General features: G+C 65.2%; 18 protein-coding genes. 8 read left to right on the plus strand and 10 right to left on the minus strand.

What is annotated here, in order from left to right; all coding sequences use genetic code 11:
- The first annotated feature begins 65 nt into the window (after nucleotides 1-65).
- Both M2320_RS02780 and M2320_RS02785 read left to right on the plus strand, forming a co-directional pair.
- A complete protein-coding gene (locus M2320_RS02780) occupies nucleotides 66-1,766 on the plus strand; it encodes a methyl-accepting chemotaxis protein (RefSeq protein ID WP_264595991.1) in 1,701 nt (566 codons plus the stop codon).
- 158 nt (nucleotides 1,767-1,924) lie between these two features.
- Nucleotides 1,925-2,719 (plus strand): TIGR01458 family HAD-type hydrolase, encoded by a 795-nt coding sequence (locus M2320_RS02785; RefSeq protein WP_264595992.1) that lies wholly within the window; start codon nucleotides 1,925-1,927, stop codon nucleotides 2,717-2,719.
- On the opposite strand, the gene hisI is transcribed toward M2320_RS02785, so the two are convergent.
- Nucleotides 2,677-3,069 (minus strand): phosphoribosyl-AMP cyclohydrolase, encoded by a 393-nt coding sequence (hisI, locus tag M2320_RS02790; protein WP_184425654.1) that lies wholly within the window; start codon nucleotides 3,067-3,069, stop codon nucleotides 2,677-2,679. The genes M2320_RS02785 and hisI overlap by 43 nt on opposite strands.
- On the opposite strand from hisI, the gene M2320_RS02795 reads away from it, so the two are divergent.
- A complete protein-coding gene (locus tag M2320_RS02795; protein ID WP_264595993.1) occupies nucleotides 3,068-3,253 on the plus strand; it encodes a hypothetical protein in 186 nt (61 codons plus the stop codon). The genes hisI and M2320_RS02795 overlap by 2 nt on opposite strands.
- A 6-nt stretch (nucleotides 3,254-3,259) precedes the next feature.
- On the opposite strand, the gene folE is transcribed toward M2320_RS02795, so the two are convergent.
- On the minus strand, nucleotides 3,260-3,889 hold the full coding sequence (gene folE / locus M2320_RS02800) for a GTP cyclohydrolase I FolE (protein WP_425540646.1): 630 nt from the start codon (nucleotides 3,887-3,889) through the stop codon (nucleotides 3,260-3,262).
- A gap of 89 nt (nucleotides 3,890-3,978) precedes the next feature.
- On the minus strand, nucleotides 3,979-5,790 hold the full coding sequence (locus M2320_RS02805) for an aminopeptidase P family protein (protein WP_264595994.1): 1,812 nt from the start codon (nucleotides 5,788-5,790) through the stop codon (nucleotides 3,979-3,981).
- Nucleotides 5,791-5,893: 103 nt separating this feature from the next.
- Here M2320_RS02805 and M2320_RS02810 point away from each other — a divergent pair, with 103 nt between their 5' ends.
- Together M2320_RS02810 and M2320_RS02815 are read left to right on the plus strand one after the other, a co-directional pair.
- Nucleotides 5,894-6,724, plus strand: a complete 831-nt coding sequence (locus tag M2320_RS02810) for a pyruvate, water dikinase regulatory protein (RefSeq protein WP_184425660.1) — start codon at nucleotides 5,894-5,896, stop codon at nucleotides 6,722-6,724.
- Between the two features lie 132 nt (nucleotides 6,725-6,856).
- Entirely contained in the window at nucleotides 6,857-7,642 is a 786-nt protein-coding gene (locus tag M2320_RS02815; protein WP_264595995.1) for a lytic murein transglycosylase, read from the plus strand.
- 323 nt (nucleotides 7,643-7,965) lie between these two features.
- Here M2320_RS02815 and M2320_RS02820 read toward each other — a convergent pair whose 3' ends face one another.
- From M2320_RS02820 to M2320_RS02840, 5 genes are all read right to left on the minus strand, one after another.
- A complete protein-coding gene (locus tag M2320_RS02820) occupies nucleotides 7,966-9,441 on the minus strand; it encodes a DEAD/DEAH box helicase (protein ID WP_264595996.1) in 1,476 nt (491 codons plus the stop codon).
- Nucleotides 9,442-9,625: 184 nt separating this feature from the next.
- The gene (locus M2320_RS02825; protein ID WP_184425666.1) at nucleotides 9,626-9,865 is read right to left on the minus strand and encodes a hypothetical protein; all 240 of its coding nucleotides are present in this window, start codon (nucleotides 9,863-9,865) and stop codon (nucleotides 9,626-9,628) included.
- 64 nt (nucleotides 9,866-9,929) lie between these two features.
- Nucleotides 9,930-10,469 (minus strand): cytochrome b, encoded by a 540-nt coding sequence (locus M2320_RS02830; RefSeq protein ID WP_264595997.1) that lies wholly within the window; start codon nucleotides 10,467-10,469, stop codon nucleotides 9,930-9,932.
- A gap of 44 nt (nucleotides 10,470-10,513) precedes the next feature.
- Nucleotides 10,514-12,547, minus strand: a complete 2,034-nt coding sequence (parE, locus tag M2320_RS02835) for a DNA topoisomerase IV subunit B (RefSeq protein ID WP_264595998.1) — start codon at nucleotides 12,545-12,547, stop codon at nucleotides 10,514-10,516.
- Nucleotides 12,548-12,807: 260 nt separating this feature from the next.
- Nucleotides 12,808-13,278: a peroxiredoxin gene (locus M2320_RS02840; RefSeq protein ID WP_184425672.1), complete on the minus strand. Its 471-nt coding sequence runs from the start codon at nucleotides 13,276-13,278 to the stop codon at nucleotides 12,808-12,810.
- Nucleotides 13,279-13,454: 176 nt separating this feature from the next.
- Here M2320_RS02840 and M2320_RS02845 point away from each other — a divergent pair, with 176 nt between their 5' ends.
- From M2320_RS02845 to M2320_RS02855, 3 genes are all read left to right on the plus strand, one after another.
- The gene (locus M2320_RS02845) at nucleotides 13,455-16,874 is read left to right on the plus strand and encodes an AsmA-like C-terminal region-containing protein (protein WP_264595999.1); all 3,420 of its coding nucleotides are present in this window, start codon (nucleotides 13,455-13,457) and stop codon (nucleotides 16,872-16,874) included.
- A 76-nt stretch (nucleotides 16,875-16,950) separates the two neighbouring features.
- Nucleotides 16,951-17,664, plus strand: a complete 714-nt coding sequence (locus tag M2320_RS02850; RefSeq protein ID WP_264596000.1) for an HAD-IA family hydrolase — start codon at nucleotides 16,951-16,953, stop codon at nucleotides 17,662-17,664.
- 243 nt (nucleotides 17,665-17,907) lie between these two features.
- Nucleotides 17,908-18,540: an NAD(P)-dependent oxidoreductase gene (locus M2320_RS02855; protein ID WP_264596001.1), complete on the plus strand. Its 633-nt coding sequence runs from the start codon at nucleotides 17,908-17,910 to the stop codon at nucleotides 18,538-18,540.
- A gap of 63 nt (nucleotides 18,541-18,603) precedes the next feature.
- On the opposite strand, the gene lpdA is transcribed toward M2320_RS02855, so the two are convergent.
- Nucleotides 18,604-20,343 (minus strand): dihydrolipoyl dehydrogenase, encoded by a 1,740-nt coding sequence (gene lpdA, locus M2320_RS02860; protein WP_264596002.1) that lies wholly within the window; start codon nucleotides 20,341-20,343, stop codon nucleotides 18,604-18,606.
- Between the two features lie 109 nt (nucleotides 20,344-20,452).
- Entirely contained in the window at nucleotides 20,453-21,898 is a 1,446-nt protein-coding gene (gene aceF / locus M2320_RS02865) for a dihydrolipoyllysine-residue acetyltransferase (protein WP_319801409.1), read from the minus strand.
- Between the last annotated feature and the right edge of the window lie 5 nt (nucleotides 21,899-21,903).

The raw sequence follows: 21,903 nt of genomic DNA on the forward strand, positions 1-21,903 counted from the left end.
GTCAACAGCCTCGCGCAAGCGGGGGCGAAGACATTGCGGCGTTTGCTGTTTTGGAGTTTGCCGCAATGCCCAGCGATGCCGCGCGCCCGCGCCTTTCGCTTTCAATCACCCAGATGGTGCTCGCCCTCGCGCTCGCGGCGCTGGTCACCATGGCCCTCGGCACCGCCGTCGCCTTCACCAATTTCTACAATGAAACGCTCGAACATCGCCGCGCCGAATTGCGCGCCGAGGTCGAGATGGCCACGCAGATCCTCAAGCTGAGCGTGAACGAGGCCGGCGGCGACCAGCAAGCGGCGATCCGCGCCGGGCTCGAGCGCCTGCGCCCGCTCCGCTTCGGCCAGTCCGGCTATATCTACGCCCTTTCGCTTGACGGCGTCGGTTTGCTGACCCCGGTCACCCCGCAGCTCGAGGGCAAGGATCTCAAGGAGATGACCGACCCCAACGGCGGCCATCCCTTCCAGATCCTGACCGATTTCGCGCGGACGCGCGGCGAGGGGTTCACGACCTACAACTGGAAGAAACCCGGCAAGGAGGCGCCGGTCGAAAAGCTCGCCTATGTCAAATCCATCCCCGAATTCGGCCTGATGCTCGGCAGCGGCGTCTATCTCGACGACATCATCGCGCAATTGCTGGCCATGGCCGGGCGCGTCGCGCTTTGGGTGACGCCGCTGGTGCTGCTGTTCATCGCCACCGCCTGGGGCGTCGGCCGCTTCATCGCCGGACGGATGACGCGTACGACCGCCGTTCTGCGCGAAATGGCGCAGGGCCAGTATGACGCGGTTCTGCCCGGGCTCGACCGGTCCGATGAAATGGGCGCCATGGCGCGCGAGGTCGACGCCTTCCGCCGCAATCTTAACGAAGCCAACCAGGCGGCGAGCGCGCAGCGGGCGCAGGCGCGGCGCGAGGCCGCCCAGGCGCGCTCCAACGACATGCGCGCCCTCGCCGAACGATTTGAGGCCGCCGTGGGCGGCGTGGTCACAGCCGTCGCCGGCGCCGCCAACCAGTTGGAGACCGCCGCCCGTTCGCTGGCCGAGGAGGCCGGCCACACCGGCGAACGCGCGGACTCCGGCGCCCATGCCGCGGAGACCGCGGCGGCCAACATCCGTTCGCTCGCGGCGGCGGCCGAGCAATTGGCGCATTCCGTGGACGAAATCGGCGGTCAGGCCGGCCGGTCGCAAGACTTGTCCTCCCATGCGGAGCGCGAGGCCGACAAGACCCATGGGCGCATGGAGGAGCTTGGCGGCGCCATTCAGCACATTGGCGGCATTGTCGAGCTGATCACCGGCATCGCCCAGCAGACCAATATGTTGGCCTTGAACGCCACCATCGAGGCGGCGCGCGCCGGCGAAATGGGCCGGGGTTTTGCGGTTGTGGCGCAGGAGGTGAAGACGCTCGCGGAGCAGACCACCCGCGCCACGGCGGAAATTTCTGACCAGATCGGCAATGTCCAGCGCGCCTCCCAGGAGGCGGCGGGCGGCATTGGCGCCATGACCGAAGCCACCCACGAGGTCAATGCGATCGCCTCGGCCATCGCCGTATCGGTCGGCGCGCAAGGCGACGCGACCCGCGAAATCGCCGAGAACGTGCATCACACCGCCGCTCGAACAGCCGAATTGACCCATGTGATGGAAGAGGTGCGCGCGGCCTCGCGGCAATCGGGCCAGTCGGCCGAAAGAATGCTGGAGGCGGTGATGGACCTGTCGCGGCAGACGCGGAGTTTGCGCGAGGAATGCGATGCGTTCTTGGCGCAGGTGAAGGCGGTGTAAGCGGAGTCTTGCGCCGCGCCCGCGCGCCGTGAGAGCATGCGAGAGCGCGGCTCGGTGAACTGCCGTTCACCGAGCGCGCGCTCTTTCTCTGTTTTTACGCATTTTCTTCACGCGAACCGGCATCCACTTCGCTTGAAAATGCTTTAGCGGAGGTTTGCATGCTCTCAGCGGTGCGTGGTCTGCTCCTCGACCTCGACGGCGTCGTCACCGTCGGCGGCGCGCCGCTTCCCGGCGCGCTGGAGGCGATTGACAAGCTGCGCGCTGCCGGCATGCCGCTGCGTTTCGTCACCAACACGACAACAAAACCGCGCCGCCGCCTGATCGCCGATCTCGCGCGGCTCGGGCTTGACGTCGAGCCCGACGATTTTTTTACCCCAGCGAGCCTGGCGCGCGATCATCTGCGGCGGAGCGGGGCCAAACCGTATCTACTGATTCATCCCGATCTGCTCGAAGATTTCGAAGGCGTCGAGCCCGGCGCCGATGCGGTGGTGATCGGCGACGCCCGCGACGCCTTCTCCTACGCCAATCTCAACCACGCCTTCCGCCTGATCCATGATGGCGCCGAATTTCTGGCGCTGGCGCGCAACCGCAATTTTCTGGACGGCGACCACAAGCTGAGCCTGGATGTCGGCGGTTTTGTCGTCGCGCTGGAATATGCCTGCGAAACGACGGCGCATGTGTTCGGCAAGCCCAGCGCCGATTTTTTCCTCGGCGCCGTCGCCGCCATGGGGCTGACGCCGGCGCAAACAGCCATGATCGGCGACGATGCGGAAGCGGACATCGGCGGCGCCATGGCGGCGGGGCTCGCGGGCATATTGGTGCGCACCGGCAAGTACCGGCCGGGACACGAAAAGCGCGTCAACCCCACCCTGGTCGCCGACGATCTCGCGCAGGCGGTTACAAAACTGCTTCAAACCTCGGAGAGGCGGCCTTCCGGCGAAACGGCGCGATAGAAGCAGGATTTGCGGCCGGTGTGGCAGGCCTTGCCGTCGCCGCCGGCCTCGACCCGCACCAGCACGGCGTCCTGATCGCAATCGACGCGAAGGTCGACGAGCTTTTGCACCTGTCCGGAGGTGTCGCCTTTGCGCCAGAGCGCGTTGCGCGAGCGCGACCAGTAATGGACCACGCCGGTCTCAAGAGTCTTTTCCAGCGCCAGCTCGTTCATATAGGCGAGCATCAGGATTTCGCCGGTCGCGGCCTCCTGGGTGACGCAGACGATCAGCCCGTTGGCGTCGAATTTGGGCGTGAACACGGCGCCTTCTTCAAGGTCGTGTTTTGAGGCGGAGGGAGGCGGAAAGGACATGAAGCGCTCGATCTCTCATACGAACGTCATGCCCGGGCTTGTCCCGGGCATCCACGCCGATCCGCAAGGGAAATCGTGCGACAGTTCGCGTTACGGCGCCGCGTGGATGGCCGGGACGACGCCCGGCCATGACGACATCCAGTCTCACCGTTTACGGGAAAACCGCGTCACTGTAGAGCCGTGAATCTCGTTACTTGCTGCGCACCAGACTCAAAAACCGCGCCTGCTCCGCCGGATCGCTCTTGAACGGCCCCGAAAACTGCATGGTCACGGTGGTCGCGCCGGGCTTGCGCACGCCGCGCATCGACATGCACATATGCTCGGCTTCGATCATCACCGCCGCGCCGCGCGCATGGAGACGCGCGTCCAGCGCCGCCAGAATTTGCGCCGTCATGGTTTCCTGCGTCTGCAGCCGGCGCGCGTAAATGTCGACGAGACGGCCGAATTTGGACAGGCCGAACACGCCGCCGGCGGGGTAATAGGCGATATGCACATGGCCGAAGAACGGCGCGATATGGTGCTCGCAATGCGAATAGAAGGGAATGTCCTTCACCAGCACCATTTCGCCGTAGCCGCCGACATCCTCGAATACGGTGTCGAGCACGTCCGACGGGTCCTGGGCGTAGCCCGCGAACAATTCCTGATAGGCCTTGGCGACCCGCGCCGGCGTGTCGCGCAGACCCTCGCGACTTGGATCGTCGCCGGCCCAGGCCAGCAAGGTCGCCACGGCGGCCTCGGCTTCTGCGCGGGTCGGCTTGTGCGGTACTTTTTTCGCAGCGCGCTCGCGGTGCGGGCGGGCCGATTTCACCATGTCGTCCAAGGATCGTCTCCGTCAGGCGGAACCTTATTCAGATATAGGCTGTGGCGCGGCGATTGCCAGCTTCCGCCGGGATTTTACGAAAACGTAATCTAAACAGGAGCGGTCGCATTTTTCAGCCAGGCGCGCTCCGGCGCGGACAGCAAGGGCGACAGCGTCTTGCGCACCCGCGCATGATAGGCGTTGAGCCAGGCTTTTTCCTCCGCATCGAGCATGGACGCATCCACCGGCCGCGTGTCGATGGGGGCGAGCGTCAGCGTCTCGAAGCCGAGCATGTCGCGCTCACCTCCTGCAATCCGCTTCGGCTCCACCGCAACCAGATTTTCGATGCGGATGCCGAAGGCGCCCTCGCGATAATAGCCGGGCTCGTTGGAGAGGATCATGCCCGGCTCCAGCGCCACGCCGCCCATTTTCGAAATGCGCTGCGGCCCCTCATGCACGGAAAGATAGGAGCCGACGCCATGGCCGACGCCGTGATCGAAGTCGAATCCCGCGCGCCACAGCGACAGCCGCGCCAGCGCATCGAGCTGCGCGCCGACGGTTTTTTGCGGAAACACCGCGCGCGCAATGGCGATATGGCCCTTGAGCACGCGGGTGTAAGCGTCGGTGAACGCTTTCGACGGCGCGCCGACGGCGACGGTGCGGGTGACATCCGTCGTGCCATCGAGATATTGCGCGCCGGAATCGACGAGATAGACGCCTTTGCCGATTTTTGCGTTGGACCCGTCGGTCACACGATAATGGGGCAGGGCGGCATGGGCGCCAAAGGCGGAAATGGTCGGGAACGACAGGTCTTTGAGAACTCCGGTCTCGCGGCGAAATTTTTCCAACGCCAAAGCGGCGGAGATTTCCGTCAGCTTGCCCTTGGGCGCCTCGGCGTCGAACCAGCACAAAAATTTCGTCAGCGCCACGCCGTCGCGCAGATGGGCGGCGCGGGCGCCGTCCAGTTCGGCGGCGTTTTTCACCGCTTTCATCCGCGCGATCGGGCTTTGCGCCAGTTCGACCTGCGCGCCCGCCGCGCTGGCGATCCGGGTGAGCGCCGCCGCCGCCGTGCCGGAATCGAACAGGATTTTGCGCTTTTTCTTGCCAAGCTCGGCCAGCGCCGCCGGCAGGGTGTTTGGCGGGGCGAGATCGGCGAGTTCGGCCAGCGCCGCGCCCACGCGCGAGCTGAGTTTTTCCGCGTCCAAAAACAGTTTCGCCGCGCCGGCCTTGAAAATCAGCGCAAACCCCAGCGCAATCGGGGTATGGCCGAGATCGGCGCCGCGCAGATTAAAAGCCCAGGCGAGGTCGTGCGGATCGCTGATCAGAAAGGCGTCGGCCTCAAACGCCTCGCGAATTCGGGCGAGCTTTTTGTCCGCCTTTTCGCCGGCCTTGCTCAGCGGATGCAGGGCGACGGGACCGCGGGGCGGGGCGGGGCGGTCCAGCCACAAAGCGTCGATCGGATTGGCCTCGACGGCCACCAGCTCCGCGCCGGCGCGCTTGGCCGCCTCCTCGTAGCGGGCGACCTGCGCCGGCGTGTGCAGCCAGGGATCATAGCCGATGCACGACTTTTTTCGGGCGTTTTGCGCCAGCCATTCCGTGATCGGCGTCGTCTCCGGCGCGAGAACGGCGAACGCGTCGGGATCGACCTGTTCGCGCGCCTGGATCGTGTAGCGCCCGTCGACGAACAGCGCCGCCTTGTCGCGCAACACTACGGCAAAGCCGGCGCTGCCGGTGAAGCCGGTGAGCCAGGCCAGCCGCTCCTCGCAGGGCGCGACATATTCGTTCTGGTGGGCGTCGGCGCGGGGAACGAGAAAACCGTCGAGTTTTTGCGCCCGCAAGCTCGTGCGCAAAATCTTCAGGCGCGGCGCGCCGAGCGAGGGATCGGCGGTTTCGCTGAAGTTTTGATAAAGCGAGTCAAACATTTTTTGAGTTAAGCCCTTTTGTCGCCACAATGAAAGGGCGCCCGGCTGTCTTTCGCCGCGAAAGGCGCTAGAAACATGCGACTCGCATCCCCGGGACCCGCCGATGACCCGCAACTATTTTCACCTGCATCTTGTTTCGGACTCCACGGGCGAAACCCTGATCGCCGTCAGTCGCGCCGTGGTGGCGCAATATCAGGGGACCGTGTCGATCGAACACGTCTATCCCCTGGTGCGCAACGCCGACCAGTTGGCGCGGGTGATCAACGAGATCCAGTCGGCGCCCGGCATCGTGCTCTACACGCTGGTCGACGAGGCCCTCAGCCGCGAATTGCAGGCGGCTTGCGCCGAATTCGGCGCGGTGTCGCTGTCGGTGCTGGAGCCGATCGTCAACCTGTTCCATTCTTATCTCGGCCCCTCGCAAAGCCCGCGCCCCGGCGCGCAGCACACGCTCAATTCCGAATATTTCCGCCGCATCGAGGCGCTGAACTACACGATGGCCCATGACGACGGCCAAATGGTGGACGAGTTCGAGGACGCCGACGTGGTGATTCTCGGCGTCAGTCGCACGTCAAAAACGCCGACGAGCATCTATCTCGCCAATCGCGGCATCAAGACCGCCAACCTGCCGCTGGTGCCGGGCGCGCCGATCCCGCCGTCGATCTTCGCGCTGCGGCGCCCGCTGGTGGTCGGCCTGCTCGCCGCGCCCGAACGCATCGTGCAGATCCGCGAGAACCGCTTGCTGTCGCTGAACGTCGCCGACAACACCAGCTATGTCGACCGCGCCATGGTGTCGGACGAGATCGCCCAGTCGCGGCGGCTGTTCAACCAGCGCAATTGGCCGATGATCGACGTCACGCGCCGGTCGATCGAGGAGACGGCGGCGGCGATCATGGACCTCTATCGCTCGCACCAGCTGAAATTCATGGGCGAGTAGGGCGGGGCGGCCACACCCCGGGCCGAAGCGCCGCTTTCCGCGCCCTGACGCGATTTTGCACTCGCGTCGGTCGTGGTTTTGGCTAAGATCACGCCGAACAAAGCCCCCTTTTGAGCGCGCATGAGGATCGTGATGAAAGCAGTTTCTACGTTGGTGATGGGCGTCGCCGCCATTCTGGCGTTTGCGCCGGTCGCCGAGGCGGCGCAATGCGGCAATTCCGGCGGCGGATTTGAGGCCTGGAAGTCCGCCTATGCCCGGGAAATCGGCGGCCGGTACAGCCAGCGCGCGGTCAATGCGCTGATGTCGACCTCCTATGCCCAGGCGACCATCAACGCCGACCGCGGCCAGCACAGCTTCCAGCTCTCGCTGCCGCAATTCTGCCAGAAGCGCGGCTGCGCCGCCATCGCCGCGCGCGGCAAGAAGCTGAAGCACCAATATGCCGCCCTGTTCTCGCAGATCGAAGCCACCTATGGCGTGCCGCCCGGCCCGCTGCTGGCGATCTGGGGCATGGAAACGGGTTTTGGCGCGGTGTCCGGCCACCAGAACATGCTCTCGGCCGTGGCGACCCTCGCCTATGACTGCCGCCGCACCGAATATTTTACCGATCAGCTCAACGCGGCCCTGACCCTGGTCGATCGCGGCACGTTTTCCGCCGGCACCATCGGCTCCATGCACGGCGAGGTCGGCATGACCCAGTTCATGCCGAAGACCGTGCTGCAATATGGCGTGGGCAGCCTCGACACGGCGCAGGGCGCGCTGATGTCCACCGCCAATTATCTGAAGGCGCACGGCTGGACGCGCGGCGCCGGCTACGGCCCGGGCGAACCCAATTTCGCCGCGCTGAAGGAATGGAACGCCGCCGGCGTTTACCAGCAGGCGATCGCCAAGGTCGGCGCGGAGATCGACGCTGCGCCGTAAGGGTGGGGCGTTACGCCAAAGAAAAAGCCGACCGTTCATCGCGGTCGGCTTTTTTTATCGAAACGGCTGGGCGCTCCTTCTACCGCAAGGGGCACGGCTGTCCGGGGAAATTATCGGCTCCACAGATACGCGAATGTCCGCATTGCGATGCAACTCTATGTCGTCATGGCCGGGCGTCGTCCCGGCCATCCACGCGGCGCCGCACTGCGAACTGCCGAAGGATTTTCCTGGCGGGCCGGCGTGGATGCCCGGGACAAGCCCGGGCATGACGGTCTTGGGTTGAAATCGCGCTGCAAGGGGAGCAGGGACGCGGAAAGTTTTCCTTATTCCGCGCGCTTGGCCTTCGCCCGCACCGGGCGCATCAAAAATCCCGGGAGATGATCGCCGAAACCGATCACGGCGGGACCGTCGTCCTCGCGCTCGCGGCGGCGGGGGGCGCGCTGTTCGCGCGGCGGACGCGGCTCCCTCGGCTCGCGCACCGGCTTTTCGCGCAGAGGACGCGCCTCTTCCGCAGCGACATGCTCACGGGGCGCCCGCTCGGGACGGGGCTCGTCCGACCTTTCGCGACGGCCGCGCTCGGGACGGTCGCTGCGCTCGACGCGCCCGCCGCGCCGGTCGCGCGTGCGGGTGGCGCGGGCGCGGTCGCGCTCGGTATGTTCGGGCGGCGCCAATTCGTCGAGCTTCGGGCCGAGCCAGTCGATCTCCTTCTTGATCAGATCCTGGATCTGATGAAGGTGCTTGGCGTCATCCGCGGTAATGATCGTGTAGGCCACGCCGCTGCGCCCGGCGCGCCCGGTGCGGCCGATGCGGTGGACATAGTCTTCCGGATGGCTGGGCGCGTCGAAATTGAAGACGTGGCTGACATCGGGAATGTCGAGGCCACGCGCGGCGACGTCGGAACAGACGAGAATGTCGATGTCGCCGTTCTTGAACGCGTCGAGCGAGGCCATGCGCGCCGGCTGGTCCATGTCGCCGTGCAGGCAACCCGCGGGAAAGCCGTGCTTGACCAGGCTTTTGTGGACGATGGCGACGTCGCGCTTGCGGTTGCAGAACACGATGGCGTTCTTGAGATCTTCAGCCTCGCGCAGCAGGCGGCGCAGGGTTTCGCGCTTGTCGCCGCCGCCATGGGAGGCGATCAGTCCCTGGGTGATGGTGGTCGCGGTGGTCGCGGCGCGCGCCACTTCGACCCGGGCGGGATTGTGCAAAAACTGTTCGGTGAGCCGGGTGATTTCCGGCGGCATGGTCGCCGAGAAGAACAGGGTCTGGCGGGTGAACGGCACCAGCTTGCAGATTTTTTCGATGTCGGGAATGAAACCCATGTCGAGCATGCGATCCGCCTCGTCGATGACGAGGATTTCGATGCCGGTCAGCAAAAGTTTGCCGCGCTCGAAAAAGTCGAGCAGGCGGCCGGGCGTCGCGATCAACACGTCGGCGCCGCGCATGATCTTGGTTTCCTGGTCGCCGAAGGAGACGCCGCCGATCAGGAGGGCGACGTTCAGCTTGTGCTGCGCGCCATATTTGTTGAAACTCTCTTCGACTTGCGCCGCGAGTTCGCGGGTCGGCTCCAGAATCAGCGTGCGCGGAACGCGGGCGCGGGCGCGGCCCTGTTCGAGGCGCGACAGCATGGGAAGAACGAAGGCGGCGGTCTTGCCGGTGCCGGTCTGGGCGATGCCCAGCACATCGCGTCCGGTCAGCGCGAAAGGTATGGCCTGCGCCTGGATCGGCGTGGGGGTCGTGTAACCCGAGGCTTCCACGGCGCGCAGCACCTTTTCGCTGAGGCCGAGTTCAGAAAATTGCATTAAGGATCCCAGAGGGTTTTTGCTCGCGGCTTGCAAAAGCGCCGGATTTGACCGGCTTCGGACAGGGATGACTACCGCCGCCTTAGCGCAATGGCGCGAAACTGCGGAACGGGCGCGCGCGAACGAATAACGCCGCCCGGACATTTAGTCCGGGCGGCGTGAAAGTCAATGGGTTTCTGTAATCCTAGCGGTTTCCGCAAGGATTGAGTGTCGCATTCGCCGGTTTTCCGATCGACGCCGTTCCCGAATAGTCGATCTCCGGCGCGGCGCGCGATTTCACCAGCGCCATCAGCGATCCGTCCTGGGACATGCGGTCGATGAGATGCGCGCCGAGCACGCAAAGCAGGGAAACAACGGCGCTGAACAGCGCGATCTTGTCGAAAAACTTCGGCGAGCGGGACTCCGGCTCTTCCGTGAAAGGCATCTGGCGACTCCTTGTTGCCGCCAGAATGCCCCTCGTTGGTTAAACGACCCTTACCCCTTGTGGATTACTTGCCCTTCGGGCTCAGCCGGTAGAGCAGGTTGTCCTTGAGGACGAACTGGTGATAGAGCGCCACCGCGACATGGCCGAGAACCAGGAAGAACAGCAGGTTGGCGCTGATCTCGTGGACCTCGTGCAGCGGACCGCTGATCGCCTTGTTGGCTTCGAACGGCGAAGCCAGCTGGAACAGGTAGAAGTTGATGCCGCGGCCGGCCGCCAGGCTCATGGCGACGCCGGAAAGCGGCACAATCGCCATCAGGGCGTAGAGCGCGTAATGGCCGAGATGGGCGATCTTGGTGAAGCCCGCGCCCATCGACTCCGGGAACGGCGGCGGCGGGGTGACGCTGCGCAGGATGACGCGCGCCAGCAGCAGCACGACGATCAGCACGCCGCCGAGCTTGTGGAAATTGACATAGACGCCGCGAACGTCCTTCGGGAACGACTCCAGCGACAGGCCGAAAAAGTAGAGGCCGATGATCAGCAGCGCCATAATGTTGTGCAAGCCGATCTGGGGCTTGGTGTATCGCTTCACGTCAACTGGGCTCATTTGAATGCTCCTGTTTGGATAATCGAAGTCATAGTCTTTGCCATTTAGAGATCAACCAGATCGGCCTCGGCGGCAAAGGCGGCGCGCTCCTGGAGGAAGGCGAAGCGCGCTTCGGGTTTTGTTCCCATCAGCCGCTCGACGGAATCCGCCGTCTCCTCGCGATCTTCCTCGACAATGCTCACCTTGAGCAAGGTGCGCTTGCCCACGGCCATGGTGGTATCGCGCAATTGTTGCGGCATCATCTCGCCGAGGCCCTTGAATCGGCTGATCTCGACCTTGCCGCGGGCGAATTCCTTCTTGATGATCTCGTCCCGGTGCAGTTCGTCGCGCGCGTAAAACGTTTTCGCGCCCTGGCTGATCTTGTAGAGCGGCGGCACCGCCAGAAACAGGTGGCCCTGCTCGATCAGCTTCGGCATTTGCCGGTAGAAGAAGGTGATCAGCAGCGAGGCGATATGGGCGCCGTCGACGTCGGCGTCGGTCATGATGATGATCTTGTCGTAGCGCAGGTCTTCCGCGCGGTAGTGCGAGCCGGTGCCGACGCCCAGCGCCTGCACGAGGTCGCCGATCTGCTGGTTGGCCGCCATCTTGTCGCGGGTGGCGCTGGCGACGTTCAAAATCTTGCCGCGCAGCGGCAGCACCGCCTGGCTGGCGCGGTCGCGCGCCTGTTTCGCCGAGCCACCCGCCGAATCGCCCTCGACGATGAACAGTTCCGACCCGTCCGCCGCCGTATTGGTGCAATCCGCGAGCTTCCCCGGCAGGCGCAGCTTTCGCGTCGCGCTTTTGCGCGCCACGTCTTTCTCGGCGCGGCGGCGCAACCGTTCTTCGGCGCGCTCGATCGCCCAATCCAGCAGATTTTTGGCCTGGGCGGGCGAGGCGGCGAGCCAGTGATCAAAGGCATCGCGCACCGCATTCTCGACAATGCGCGAGGCCTCGACCGTCATCAGCCGGCTCTTGTTCTGGCCCTGGAATTCCGGCTCGCGAATGAATACCGAGATCAGCGCGGCGCAGCCGGCCATCAGATCTTCGCTGGTGATCGCGCCGGCGCGTTTGCCCTGGCCGATGCGCTCGGCGTGATCTTTGAGCGCCCGCAACAGGGCCAGACGCAAGCCGCTCTCATGGGTGCCCCCGTCCGGCGTCGGAATGGTGTTGCAGTAGGAATGAACGAAGCCGTCGTCATTCGCCAGCCAGGTCACCGCCCATTCCAGGGAGCCGTGGCGCTCCGCCTTGTCGATGCGTCCGACGAAAAACGTTTCGGCGACCTGCGCTTTCCCCTCGATGTCGGCGGCGAGATAATCTTTTAGCCCGCCGGGGAAGTGGAACACGGCCTCCGGCGGCGTCTTGCCGGCGGGGTCCAACAGTTCGGGCGCGCATTTCCAGCGGATTTCGACGCCGCCAAACAGATAGGCCTTGGCCCGCGCCATCTTGAACAGGCGCGCCGGGCTGAACTTGCAGATTTCTTTAAAGATCTGGGGATCAGGGCGGAAGCGCACTTTTGTGCCGCGACGGTTGGCGACGCGGCCGACCGTTTCCAGCTTGCCCACGGGATGGCCGCGCTCGAAAATTTGGCGATACAGGGTTTGCGCCCGCGCCACCTCGACCTCCAGCCGTTCGGACAAGGCGTTGACCACGGAGACGCCGACGCCGTGCAGACCGCCTGAGGTTTGATAGGCCCCGGAATCGAACTTGCCGCCGGCGTGCAGCGTGCACATGATCACTTCCAGCGCCGACTTTTTCGGAAATTTGGGGTGGGGATCGACGGGAATGCCGCGCCCGTTGTCGGTGACGCTGAGAAAACCGTCAGCCTCGAAATGCACCTCGATGCGGGTGGCGTGGCCCGCGACCGCCTCGTCCATGGAATTGTCGAGCACTTCGGCGAACAGATGGTGGAGCGCCGTCTCGTCAGTGCCGCCGATATACATGCCGGGGCGCCGCCGCACCGGCTCCAACCCCTCCAAAACCTCGATGGAGGCGGCGGTATAGCCGTCTTCGCCCGGCGGCGGCGGCGTAGGTTTGCGCGCCTCCGCGGGAGCCTTTTTCGCCTTGGCGGCATTGCCGAAAAGATCGTCGTTGGCGGCCATCTGAACTCGATTCGCGTTTTCTCGCCCGACGTCCTAGCAAAAAGTCGGGCAAAAGGGAACGGAACGAAAACGAGAACGGGGTCTGCTGTCCCCGGCCGCTTTACAGACACGGGCGACTCTTGTGAGCCAACCCATTCCATGTCGTCATGGCCGGGCTTGTCCCGGCCATCCACGCGGCGCCGCAACGCGAACCGTCGCAGAATTATCCCTGCGGGTCGGCGTGGATGCCCGGGACAAGCCCGGGCATGACGGCGACGGCCTTACATCGCCTTGACGGCCTTCAGCACCTCGGCCGCATGCCCGGTCGTCTTCACCTTGCGCCAGATGTTGACGATCTTGCCGGCGGGGTCGATGAGAAAAGTGGTGCGCTCCACCCCCATATATTTGCGGCCGTACATGCTCTTTTCCACCCAGACGCCATAGGCCTCCAGCATGGATTTCGCCTCGTCGGAGAGCAGCGGGAAGGCCAGCTCGAATTTTTCGCGGAACTTGTCATGCGACTTCACCGGATCGGGCGACACGCCGACCACCGACGCATTGGCCTCGGCGAACTCCATCAGCAGCGCATTAAAATCCTTCGCCTCGGCGGTGCAGCCGGAGGTGTTGTCCTTGGGATAGAAATAAAGGACGAGCTTCTTGCCGCCAAAATTCTTCAGGCCGAGCGATCCGGCGCCGTCACGGGGCAGCGTGAAGTCCGGGGCGGGATCGCCGATCTCCAAAACCTTGGCCATTGGCCTTCCTTTCGTCAGAATGGTGTGGCGTTGCTCCACGCCGATGAAGCCGGTCCTTGTCAGGCGTTCCGACCTGCGCGAGAACCATTCTAATTCATATTGTGCGATTCGGCGCGCTTCGTCAGCCTGACAAGCGAGACACGAGCGGAGGGAATTTGTCGGAGCAGGGGGACACAATGACCAGCCTGCGCCGCCCTGCGCGCCGCAAGACCAAGCGGCGGCCGTCGTGGCGCGCCGCGGGGGCGATTCTGTCCTTCGTCCTGCTGTCCCTGGTCATTTTCGCCGGATTGGCGCTTTACACATTCGCCGGCGGGCGCGTCGACCTCGAACCCCTGCGTCCGCTCGCCGTCAGCGCGCTCCAGGATCGCGTCGGCGCGGGACGCAAGCTGACGATCGAGGGGCTGGCGCTGGAGCGCGACGAACGCGGCTTGGCCTTGGCGCTGACCGGGATCGCCGTGCGCGACGCCTCCGACGGCCACAAGATCCTCTCCGCCCCCAAGGCCGACGTGCATGTCTCTGTTACGGCGTTGTTTACGGGATCGATCGAGCCCAAGCGCGTCGATATCGAAGACCTGCAGGTGCAATTGCGCATTCAGCCCGACGGCGGCGTCGACATGAGTTTCGGCGCCGACGAGGCGCCGCAAGCCGCGCCGCAAGCCGCGCCGGACGCTCCCGCGCCGGACGCGCCGCCGCCGGCCGCCGCCGCGCCGCCCGCCCCCCGTGGCAAAATCCTGGCGCAGATCGGCCACGCCATCAACAATGTGTTCGATCTCGCCTCGGGGCGCGACAGCCCGATCGCGCAACTCGATCATTTCGGCGTGCGACGGGGGCGCCTGGCGCTGATCGACCTTGCCGCGGGTCAGACGCGCGGCTTCGAAAACTTCGCCTTCGCGCTCGACCGCAAGCGATCCGGCGGCCAGAGCCTGGCTGAGGTCAATGTGGCCGCCGACGGTCCCAACGGACGCTGGCGGCTGCGCGGCGAGGTGCGCGGCGCCCGTGACGAACCCCGGGCGCTGACGCTGGAGGGCGGCGGCTTCACCATCGACGAACTTGCGCTGGCGCTGGGCAAGTCGAGCCTGCCCGTCGATTCCGACATTTCCCTCAATCTCAAGGCGGAGGCCTCGTTCCAGGCGGACGGCCATGTGCTCGACGCCCATGCGCGCCTTGGCTTGAGCTCCGGCTTCTGGCGCTACGACGATCCCGATTTCGCCCCGACCTTCATCGACGAGGCTTTTGCCGCGCTGCGCTGGGAGCCCGGCGCCCACAGGCTTGTCGTCGACCAGGCGCAGGTGTTTTCCGGCCCGACGCGACTGTTTCTGCACGGCGCGGCTTCCGCGCCCACGGAGCCGGGCGGCCCCTGGGCCATCCAGTTCGAACAGACCGAGCCGGGAACCATCGGGCCGGACCGCGCCAATGAAAGGGCCATCACGCTCGCGGGCTTTACCGGCGATTTCAGCCTCGACACCGAGGCGAAGCGGCTCGATGTGAAACGTGTCGAAATGCGCGGCCCCGAGCTGGCGGCGGCCATGCAGGGCGCCATCGACTGGGTGAACGGCCCGCATGTGCGGCTCGGCATTTCCATGGCGAAGACGCCGGCGGCCGGCGTGCTGGCGATCTGGCCCAACGCCTTCGGCGCGGCGCCGCGCGGCTGGCTCGGCGACCACCTCCAGGGCGGGATCATGGAAAGCCTGCGCCTCGCCGTCGATCTCGACGACGTCGACCTGCGCATGATGCGCGCGCAAATTCCGCCCATGGATGACCGCATCCTCATCGACTACACGCTCAAGGATGTCGCCTTCACCTTCCTCGAAGGCGCGCCGGCGGTGACGGGCCTGGGCGGCCAGGGGCGCACCACGGGACGCGCCACCCATTTCACCGCCACCGGCGGGGTGATGGAAAGCGCGCCCGGCCATCGGATCGACCTGTCCGACGGTCAGTTCGCCATGCCGAATATCGCCGCGCGGCCGATGCCGCTGAATGTCGTGACCCGGGCGCGCGGCCATGTCGACGTGCTCGGCGAAATTCTGTCGCGGCCCGGGCTGGAAAAAATCGCCAATATGCCGCTCGACCCGAAAACCATTCGGGGCCAGTTCGACGGAACGTTTGGCTATCGCACCTTCATCGGGCCAGGCGTCGGGCCGGACGAAGGGATGCTCGACGTCTCCGCCAAGGTCGAGAATTTTTCGGCGGAACGGCTGGTGGGCAAGGAGAAACTCGACCAGGGCAGCCTGGTGGTGACCGTGGCCGACCGGGCGTTGAAAGTCGTGGGAACGGGCAAGCTGTTCGGCGCGGCCGCGACGCTCGAGGTGACGCAAAAAGGCGTCGAGCCGGCGCAGGGCCTGATCACCTTCGTCATGGACGAAGCGGCGCGCGCGAAAGCGGGGATCACCCTCGGCAATGCGCTCACCGGCCCGATGGCGGTCAAGCTCGCCGGCTCGGTCGGCGCGGCGCGCCAGCAGGCGCAGGTCGAGGTCGATCTCGCCAAGACCACCCTGAACTATCCCATTCCCGGCCTCTACAAGCCGGCGGGGCGCCCAGCCAAGGCAAGTTTTTCCTATCGCGAGGAGGAGCGCGGCGGGGCGACGTTCGACCAGATCGTGTTCGAAGGCGGCGGCGCCTCCGCGCGGGGGGTGGCGCAGCTGGGGGCGGATGGCGGGCTCATTTCCGCGAAGTTTTCCCAATTGAAACTTTCGCCCGGGGATTCCCTGCAACTCGAGGCCAGCAAGGCCGGCGAGACGATGAAAATCACCGCCAAGGGCGAGTCGCTCGACGCCCGGCCCTTTTTGAAAAGTTTTACGCGCGGGGGGGATCGGCCCGACAACGCGGATGTCGAGCTGGACCTGCAAACCACGGTGATGTCGGGCGCCAACCGCCAGATTCTGTCCAATGCGGTGTTGCGCCTGTCGAAGAAGGGAACGAATTATCGCGCGCTGACCTTTTCCGGCAAGCTCGGCGACGATCTCGTCGAGATGAGCCTGAGCCGCCCCGACAATGGGCCGCCTTTGCTGAAGGCGACCTCCACCGACGCCGGCGGGCTGGTCGCCTTCCTCGACCTCTACGACCATATGGAGGGCGGGCGTCTGCGCGCCGCCTTCCGCCTGGCCAATGGCGGGCTCGCCGGGCCGGTGGACATTGAAAAATTCATCCTGCGCGGCGAACCGGCGATCCGCTCCTTCGCCTCGGCGCCGGCCAACGAGCAATTCGCGGCGCGGGCGCAGCTCAACGCCGATATGGTGGCGTTCAGCCGCCTGCATGCGGTGATCGAAAATCGCGACGGCGTGCTGCGGGTGCGCGACGGCGCCATCGCCTCGACCAATATCGGCTCGACCATCGAGGGCGTCGCCGACTTCAACCGCGACACGCTGGATTTTTCCGGGACCTTTGTGCCGGCCTATGGGGTGAACAACCTGTTCGGCCAGCTTCCCGTGGTCGGCCTCATCCTCGGCGGCGGCGACAAGGAAGGGCTGATTGGCGTGAATTTCCGCGTGACGGGCCGCCCGAGCGCGCCGGTCCTGTCGGTCAATCCGCTGTCGGCGATCACGCCCGGCATTTTGCGCAAAGTCTTTGGCGCCTTCCCAACCGACGCCGGCAATTAAGTTTTTCTGACGCCGCCTTGGTCTTTTTGAAATTTGCCTTTCGCTCGGGCTGTCGCACAGTCGGCGCGGAGGCCCCATGATCAAAGCAGTGATTTTCGATGTCGACGGCACGCTGGCGGAAACCGAGGAGGTCCACCGCCTCGCCTTCAACCGGGCTTTTTCGAATGCCGGCCTGGACTGGAGCTGGGACCAGGAGCTTTACCGGCGCCTGCTCAAGGTGACCGGAGGAAAAGAACGCATCGCGCACTTTTTGGAAATTTCTGGCAAGCCGCCGATGGAGGCGGAGCAGATCGGCGCGCTGCACAAGGCGAAGACGGCTTTTTACACACGCATGGTGCAAGGCGGCGAGGTTTCGTTGCGGCCGGGGATCGCCGAATTTCTGGACGCGCTGCGCGAGCGAGGAACAAAGCTGGCTATCGCCACCACGACCAGCTTGCCGAACATTGAGGCGCTGCTGTCTTCAACGCTGGGGGCGCATTGGCGCGACCGTTTCGTCGCCGTGGCCGCTGGGGACATGGTGGAGCGGAAAAAGCCGGCGCCGGATGTTTATGAGCTCGCGCTGCGCCTGCTGGAGCTTCCCGCTGCCGATTGCGTGGCGGTCGAGGATTCCCGCAACGGGATTCTTTCGGCGAAGGGGGCGGGCCTGCGGGTGATCGCCGTGCGCTCGGCCTATTGCGCCGCCGACGATCTGGGCGGCGCCGATGTTGTGCTGGAGGATTGCCGGGGGCTCACAATGGAGGTGTTGGAGGGTGAAGCCAACGACGCCCTCGCCCTTCGAGACGCCCGCTGACGCGGGCTCCTCAGGGTGAGGGGAATGTTGAGGCCAATTGGTTCGAAGTGAACGTTTGAGCAGACCTTTTCATGACAATCTGTCAGTAGCCCTCATCCTGAGGAGCGCCTAAGGCGCGTCTCGAAGGGCGGGGGCGGTCCACGCGCCTGAATGCAGAAACCGCCCCCCGCTTGCGCTATCCCATGCCCGAAACAATATCCTTTCCTGCGCCGGTCACGCCGGCATTTGGAAAAGGTGTTGTTCATGCGAATTCTGATCATCGGCGCCAGCAGGGGCATTGGCCTGGATACCACGCGGCAGGCGCTTGAGGCGGGCCATCGCGTGCGCGCCTTCGCGCGTTCGGCGAGCGGCATCACGCTCACGCATCCCAATCTCGAAAAAGTCAGCGGCGACGCTTTGAACCCTCGGGATGTCGAAGCGGCCCTCGCCGGCGTGGACGTGGTCATTCAGGCCCTCGGCGTGGGCTTCGGCGACCTGTTCCGGCCCGTCAGCTTGTTCTCGGAGGCGACGCGCGTCCTGGTCGCGGCGATGAAAGCCAAGGGCGTCAAGCGGCTGCTCTGCGTCACCGGTTTCGGCGCCGGCGACAGCCGCGACAGCATCGGCCTGTTGCAGATCGTACCGTTCAACCTGGTGTTCGGCCGCGCCTATGGCGACAAGAGCGTGCAGGAAAAGCTGATTAAGGACAGCGGGCTCGACTGGACCATCGCGCGGCCCGGCGTGCTCACCAATGGCGCGGCGACCGGCCGCTACAAGGTCCTGACCAAACCGTCGCAATGGCGCAACGGGATTATTGCGCGCGCGGATGTCGCCGATTTCCTCGTCCGGCAGATCGAGGATCGCACGCTGGTCGGGCAGGCGCCCGTTCTGGTGAACTGACGGCGGGGCGCCCGCGCCGTCCCGCTTCGCGTGGTGCGAAGCGGGCGGTTGGAAACGGGCGCGCTACTTCTTCTTCTTCGGCGGGATCAGGTCGGTGATCGTGCCCTCAAACAGCTCCGCCGCCATGCCGATGGTTTCGGACAGGGTGGGGTGGGGGTGGATGGTCAGGCCGATGTCCTCGGCGTCCGCGCCCAGTTCGATGGCGAGCGCCGCTTCGGCGATCAGATCGCCGGCGCCGACGCCGACAATGCCGACGCCAAGCAGACGTTTGCTGTCTTCATCGAAAAGCGCCTTGGTCAAACCCTCGTCGCGGCCGAGCGACAGAGCGCGGCCGGACGCCGCCCAGGGGAAGACCGCCTTGCCGTATTTCAGCCCCTGCGCCTTGGCCTCGTTTTCGGTGACGCCAACCCAGGCCACTTCCGGGTCGGTATAGGCGACGGACGGAATCACCTTGGCGTCGAAGGCGCTCTTGTGGCCGCAGGCCACTTCCGCCGCGACCTTGGCCTCATGGGTCGCCTTGTGGGCGAGCATGGGCTGGCCCACCACATCGCCGATCGCAAAAATATGCCCGACATTGGTGCGCATCTGCTTGTCGACGGCGATAAAGCCGCGCTCGTCCACGGTCACGCCGGCTTTTTCGGCGGCGATCAGCTTTCCGTTCGGCTTGCGGCCTACGGCGACCAAAAGCTTGTCGAACAGCTCTTCGCGCGTTCCGTCGGGGCCTTCCAGCGTGGCGCGCAGGCCGGCCTCCTCCGCCTTCACCGCGGTCACCTTGGTCTTCACCAAGATTTCGGCCTTCTTCGACAGCCGTTTCGACAGCGGCGTGACAATGTCCTTGTCGGCGCCGGGGATGATCTGGTCCATCAGCTCGACAATGGTGACCTTGGAGCCCAGCGCCATATAGACGGTCGCCATTTCCAACCCGATGATGCCGCCGCCCAGCACCAGCAGCTTTTGCGGAATGTTCGTCAGCGCCAGCGCGCCTGTGGAATCCATCACGCGCGGGTCGGCGTGCGGAATGAAGGGCAGGGTGACCGGCTCCGAGCCGGCGGCGATGATCGCCTTGTCGAAGGAGATGATTTTTTTGCCGTCTTCGCCCGTCACCTCGAGCGTGTTGGCGGAGGCGAAGGCGCCCAGGCCGGTAACGACCGTGACCTTGCGCTGCTTGGCCATTCCGGCGAGCCCGCCGGTCAGGCGCTGCACCACGCTTTTCTTCCAGTCGCGCAATGTGTCGAGATCGACTTGCGGCGGGCCGAAGGAAATGCCGTGTGCGGCCATGTCATTGGCTTCGTCCACCACTTTGGCGGCGTGAAGCAGCGCCTTGGAGGGGATGCAGCCGACATTGAGGCAGACGCCGCCCAAAACATTCCAGCGCTCCACCAGCACCACCTTGGCGCCGAGGTCGGCGGCGCGGAAGGCGGCGGTGTAGCCGCCCGGACCGGCGCCAAGCACCAGCACTTCGGCGTGGAGATCGGCCTGGGGACTGGATCGCGTTGCGCTCGCCGCAACGCGTTCCTGTCCCCCGTCAGCCGGCGCGGCTTCGGCCTTTTGCGCGGCTTCGGCCTTCGCCTCGCCTTCCAGCAGCAGCAGCACCGCGCCTTCGCCGACGCGGTCGCCGACCTTGACCTTCAGCTCCTTGACCACGCCCGCCTGCGGCGCGGGGACTTCCATGGTCGCCTTGTCGCTTTCCAGGACGACAAGCGGGTCTTCCGGCTTGATCGCATCGCCGGCCTTCACCAGAATTTCGATAATCGGCACGTCCTTGAAATCGCCGATGTCGGGAACCTTGATTTCGATGCTCATCTCATAGCCCTCGATTCCATAGCGTTTTCAAGCGAAGTGGAATCCGGTTCGCGGCAAGAAAACGCGTTCTAAAGAAAATTCTGAAATTCCGGCGCCCAGGCGCCGGAATTCAGAGGGCCAGCCGGCGAATGTCTTCCAGCACCACCGCGAGCGCGCGGGCGAACCGGGCCGCGGCGGCGCCGTCGATGACGCGGTGGTCGTAGGAGAGCGACAGCGGCAGCATCAGCCGCGGCACAAAGTCCTTGCCGTTCCAGACCGGCGCCATTTTCGAGCGCACCACGCCGAGAATGGCGACTTCAGGCGCATTGACGATCGGGCTGAACGAGGTGCCGCCGATGCCGCCCAGCGACGAAATCGTGAAAGTGGCGCCCGACATTTCCGCTGGCGTCAGTTTGCCGGCCCGCGCCTTGGTCGAGAGCTCGCCAAGTTCTTTCGCGATCTGCAATACGCCCTTCTTGTCGGCGTCCCTAATCACCGGGACCACAAGGCCCTCGGGCGTGTCCGCGGCAAAACCGATATTCCAGTATTTTTTGTAGATCAGCGCGTCCTTGCTCGGGCTCAGCGAGGAATTGAAGTCCGGAAAGTCTTTCAAGACCGCGACGCTGGCGCGCACCAGGAAGGGGAGAAGCGAAACGCGATAGGGCTCCTTGGCCTTCTTGCCCTCGTCATCGAGCTTTTTGCGAAACTCTTCGAGATCGGTGATGTCGGCCTCGTCGTTCTGCGTGACGGCGGGCACGTTGAGCCAGGAGCGATGCAGGAACGGCCCCGACAGTTTCTTGATCCGCGACAGCGGCTTTTCCTCGATCGGACCGAATTTGGAAAAGTCGATGGCGGGGATTTCGGGAATGCCCGCGCCGGTCGCCGCAGCCGCTGGCGCCGCGCCGCCCCCCAAAAAGTTGCGCACGTCCTCCTTGGTGATGCGGCCCTTGTCGCCGGTCGCCGGCACCTGGTTGAGGTCGATGTCGAGTTCGCGGGCGAGGCGCCGCACGGCGGGCGAGGCGAACACTTTTGAGAAATCCGCGGTCGCGCCGCCCGGGCCGAGCAGCGGCGCCGCGCCGGATTTGACCGGCTTTTCCGGCTTGCCGGTGTCGATCTCGTCGGTGACGGCGATGGGTTCGAGCCGGCGTTCGGGCGGCGGCGCCGCCGGCACGACCGGGGCCGGGGCGGGGGCGCCTTCGGCCTCCAACAGGAGGATGACGACGCCCTCGGCGACGCGGTCGCCGATCTTCACCTTGAGTTCGCCGACCTTGCCGCTGGCGGGGGCGGGGACTTCCATCGTCGCCTTGTCGCTCTCGAGCACGATCAGCGGGTCTTCGGCCTTGATGACGTCGCCCGGCTTCACCAGCACTTCGATCACGGGCACGTCTTTGAAATCGCCGATATCGGGGACTTTGACTTCAATCTGGGACATTTGAGTGAACCTTGAAAGAACGGAAGAATTTTGGATCTGCCGCCATGCCCGGCCTGTCCCGGGCATCCACGCCGAGCCGCGAGAACAATTCTTCGCCCGCTCGCATGTCGGCGCCGCGTGGATGGCCGGGACGCGCCCGGCCATGACGC

It is taken from the genome of Rhodoblastus acidophilus, assembly GCF_025961575.1.
Classification (GTDB): Bacteria; Pseudomonadota; Alphaproteobacteria; order Rhizobiales; family Beijerinckiaceae; genus Rhodoblastus; species Rhodoblastus acidophilus_C.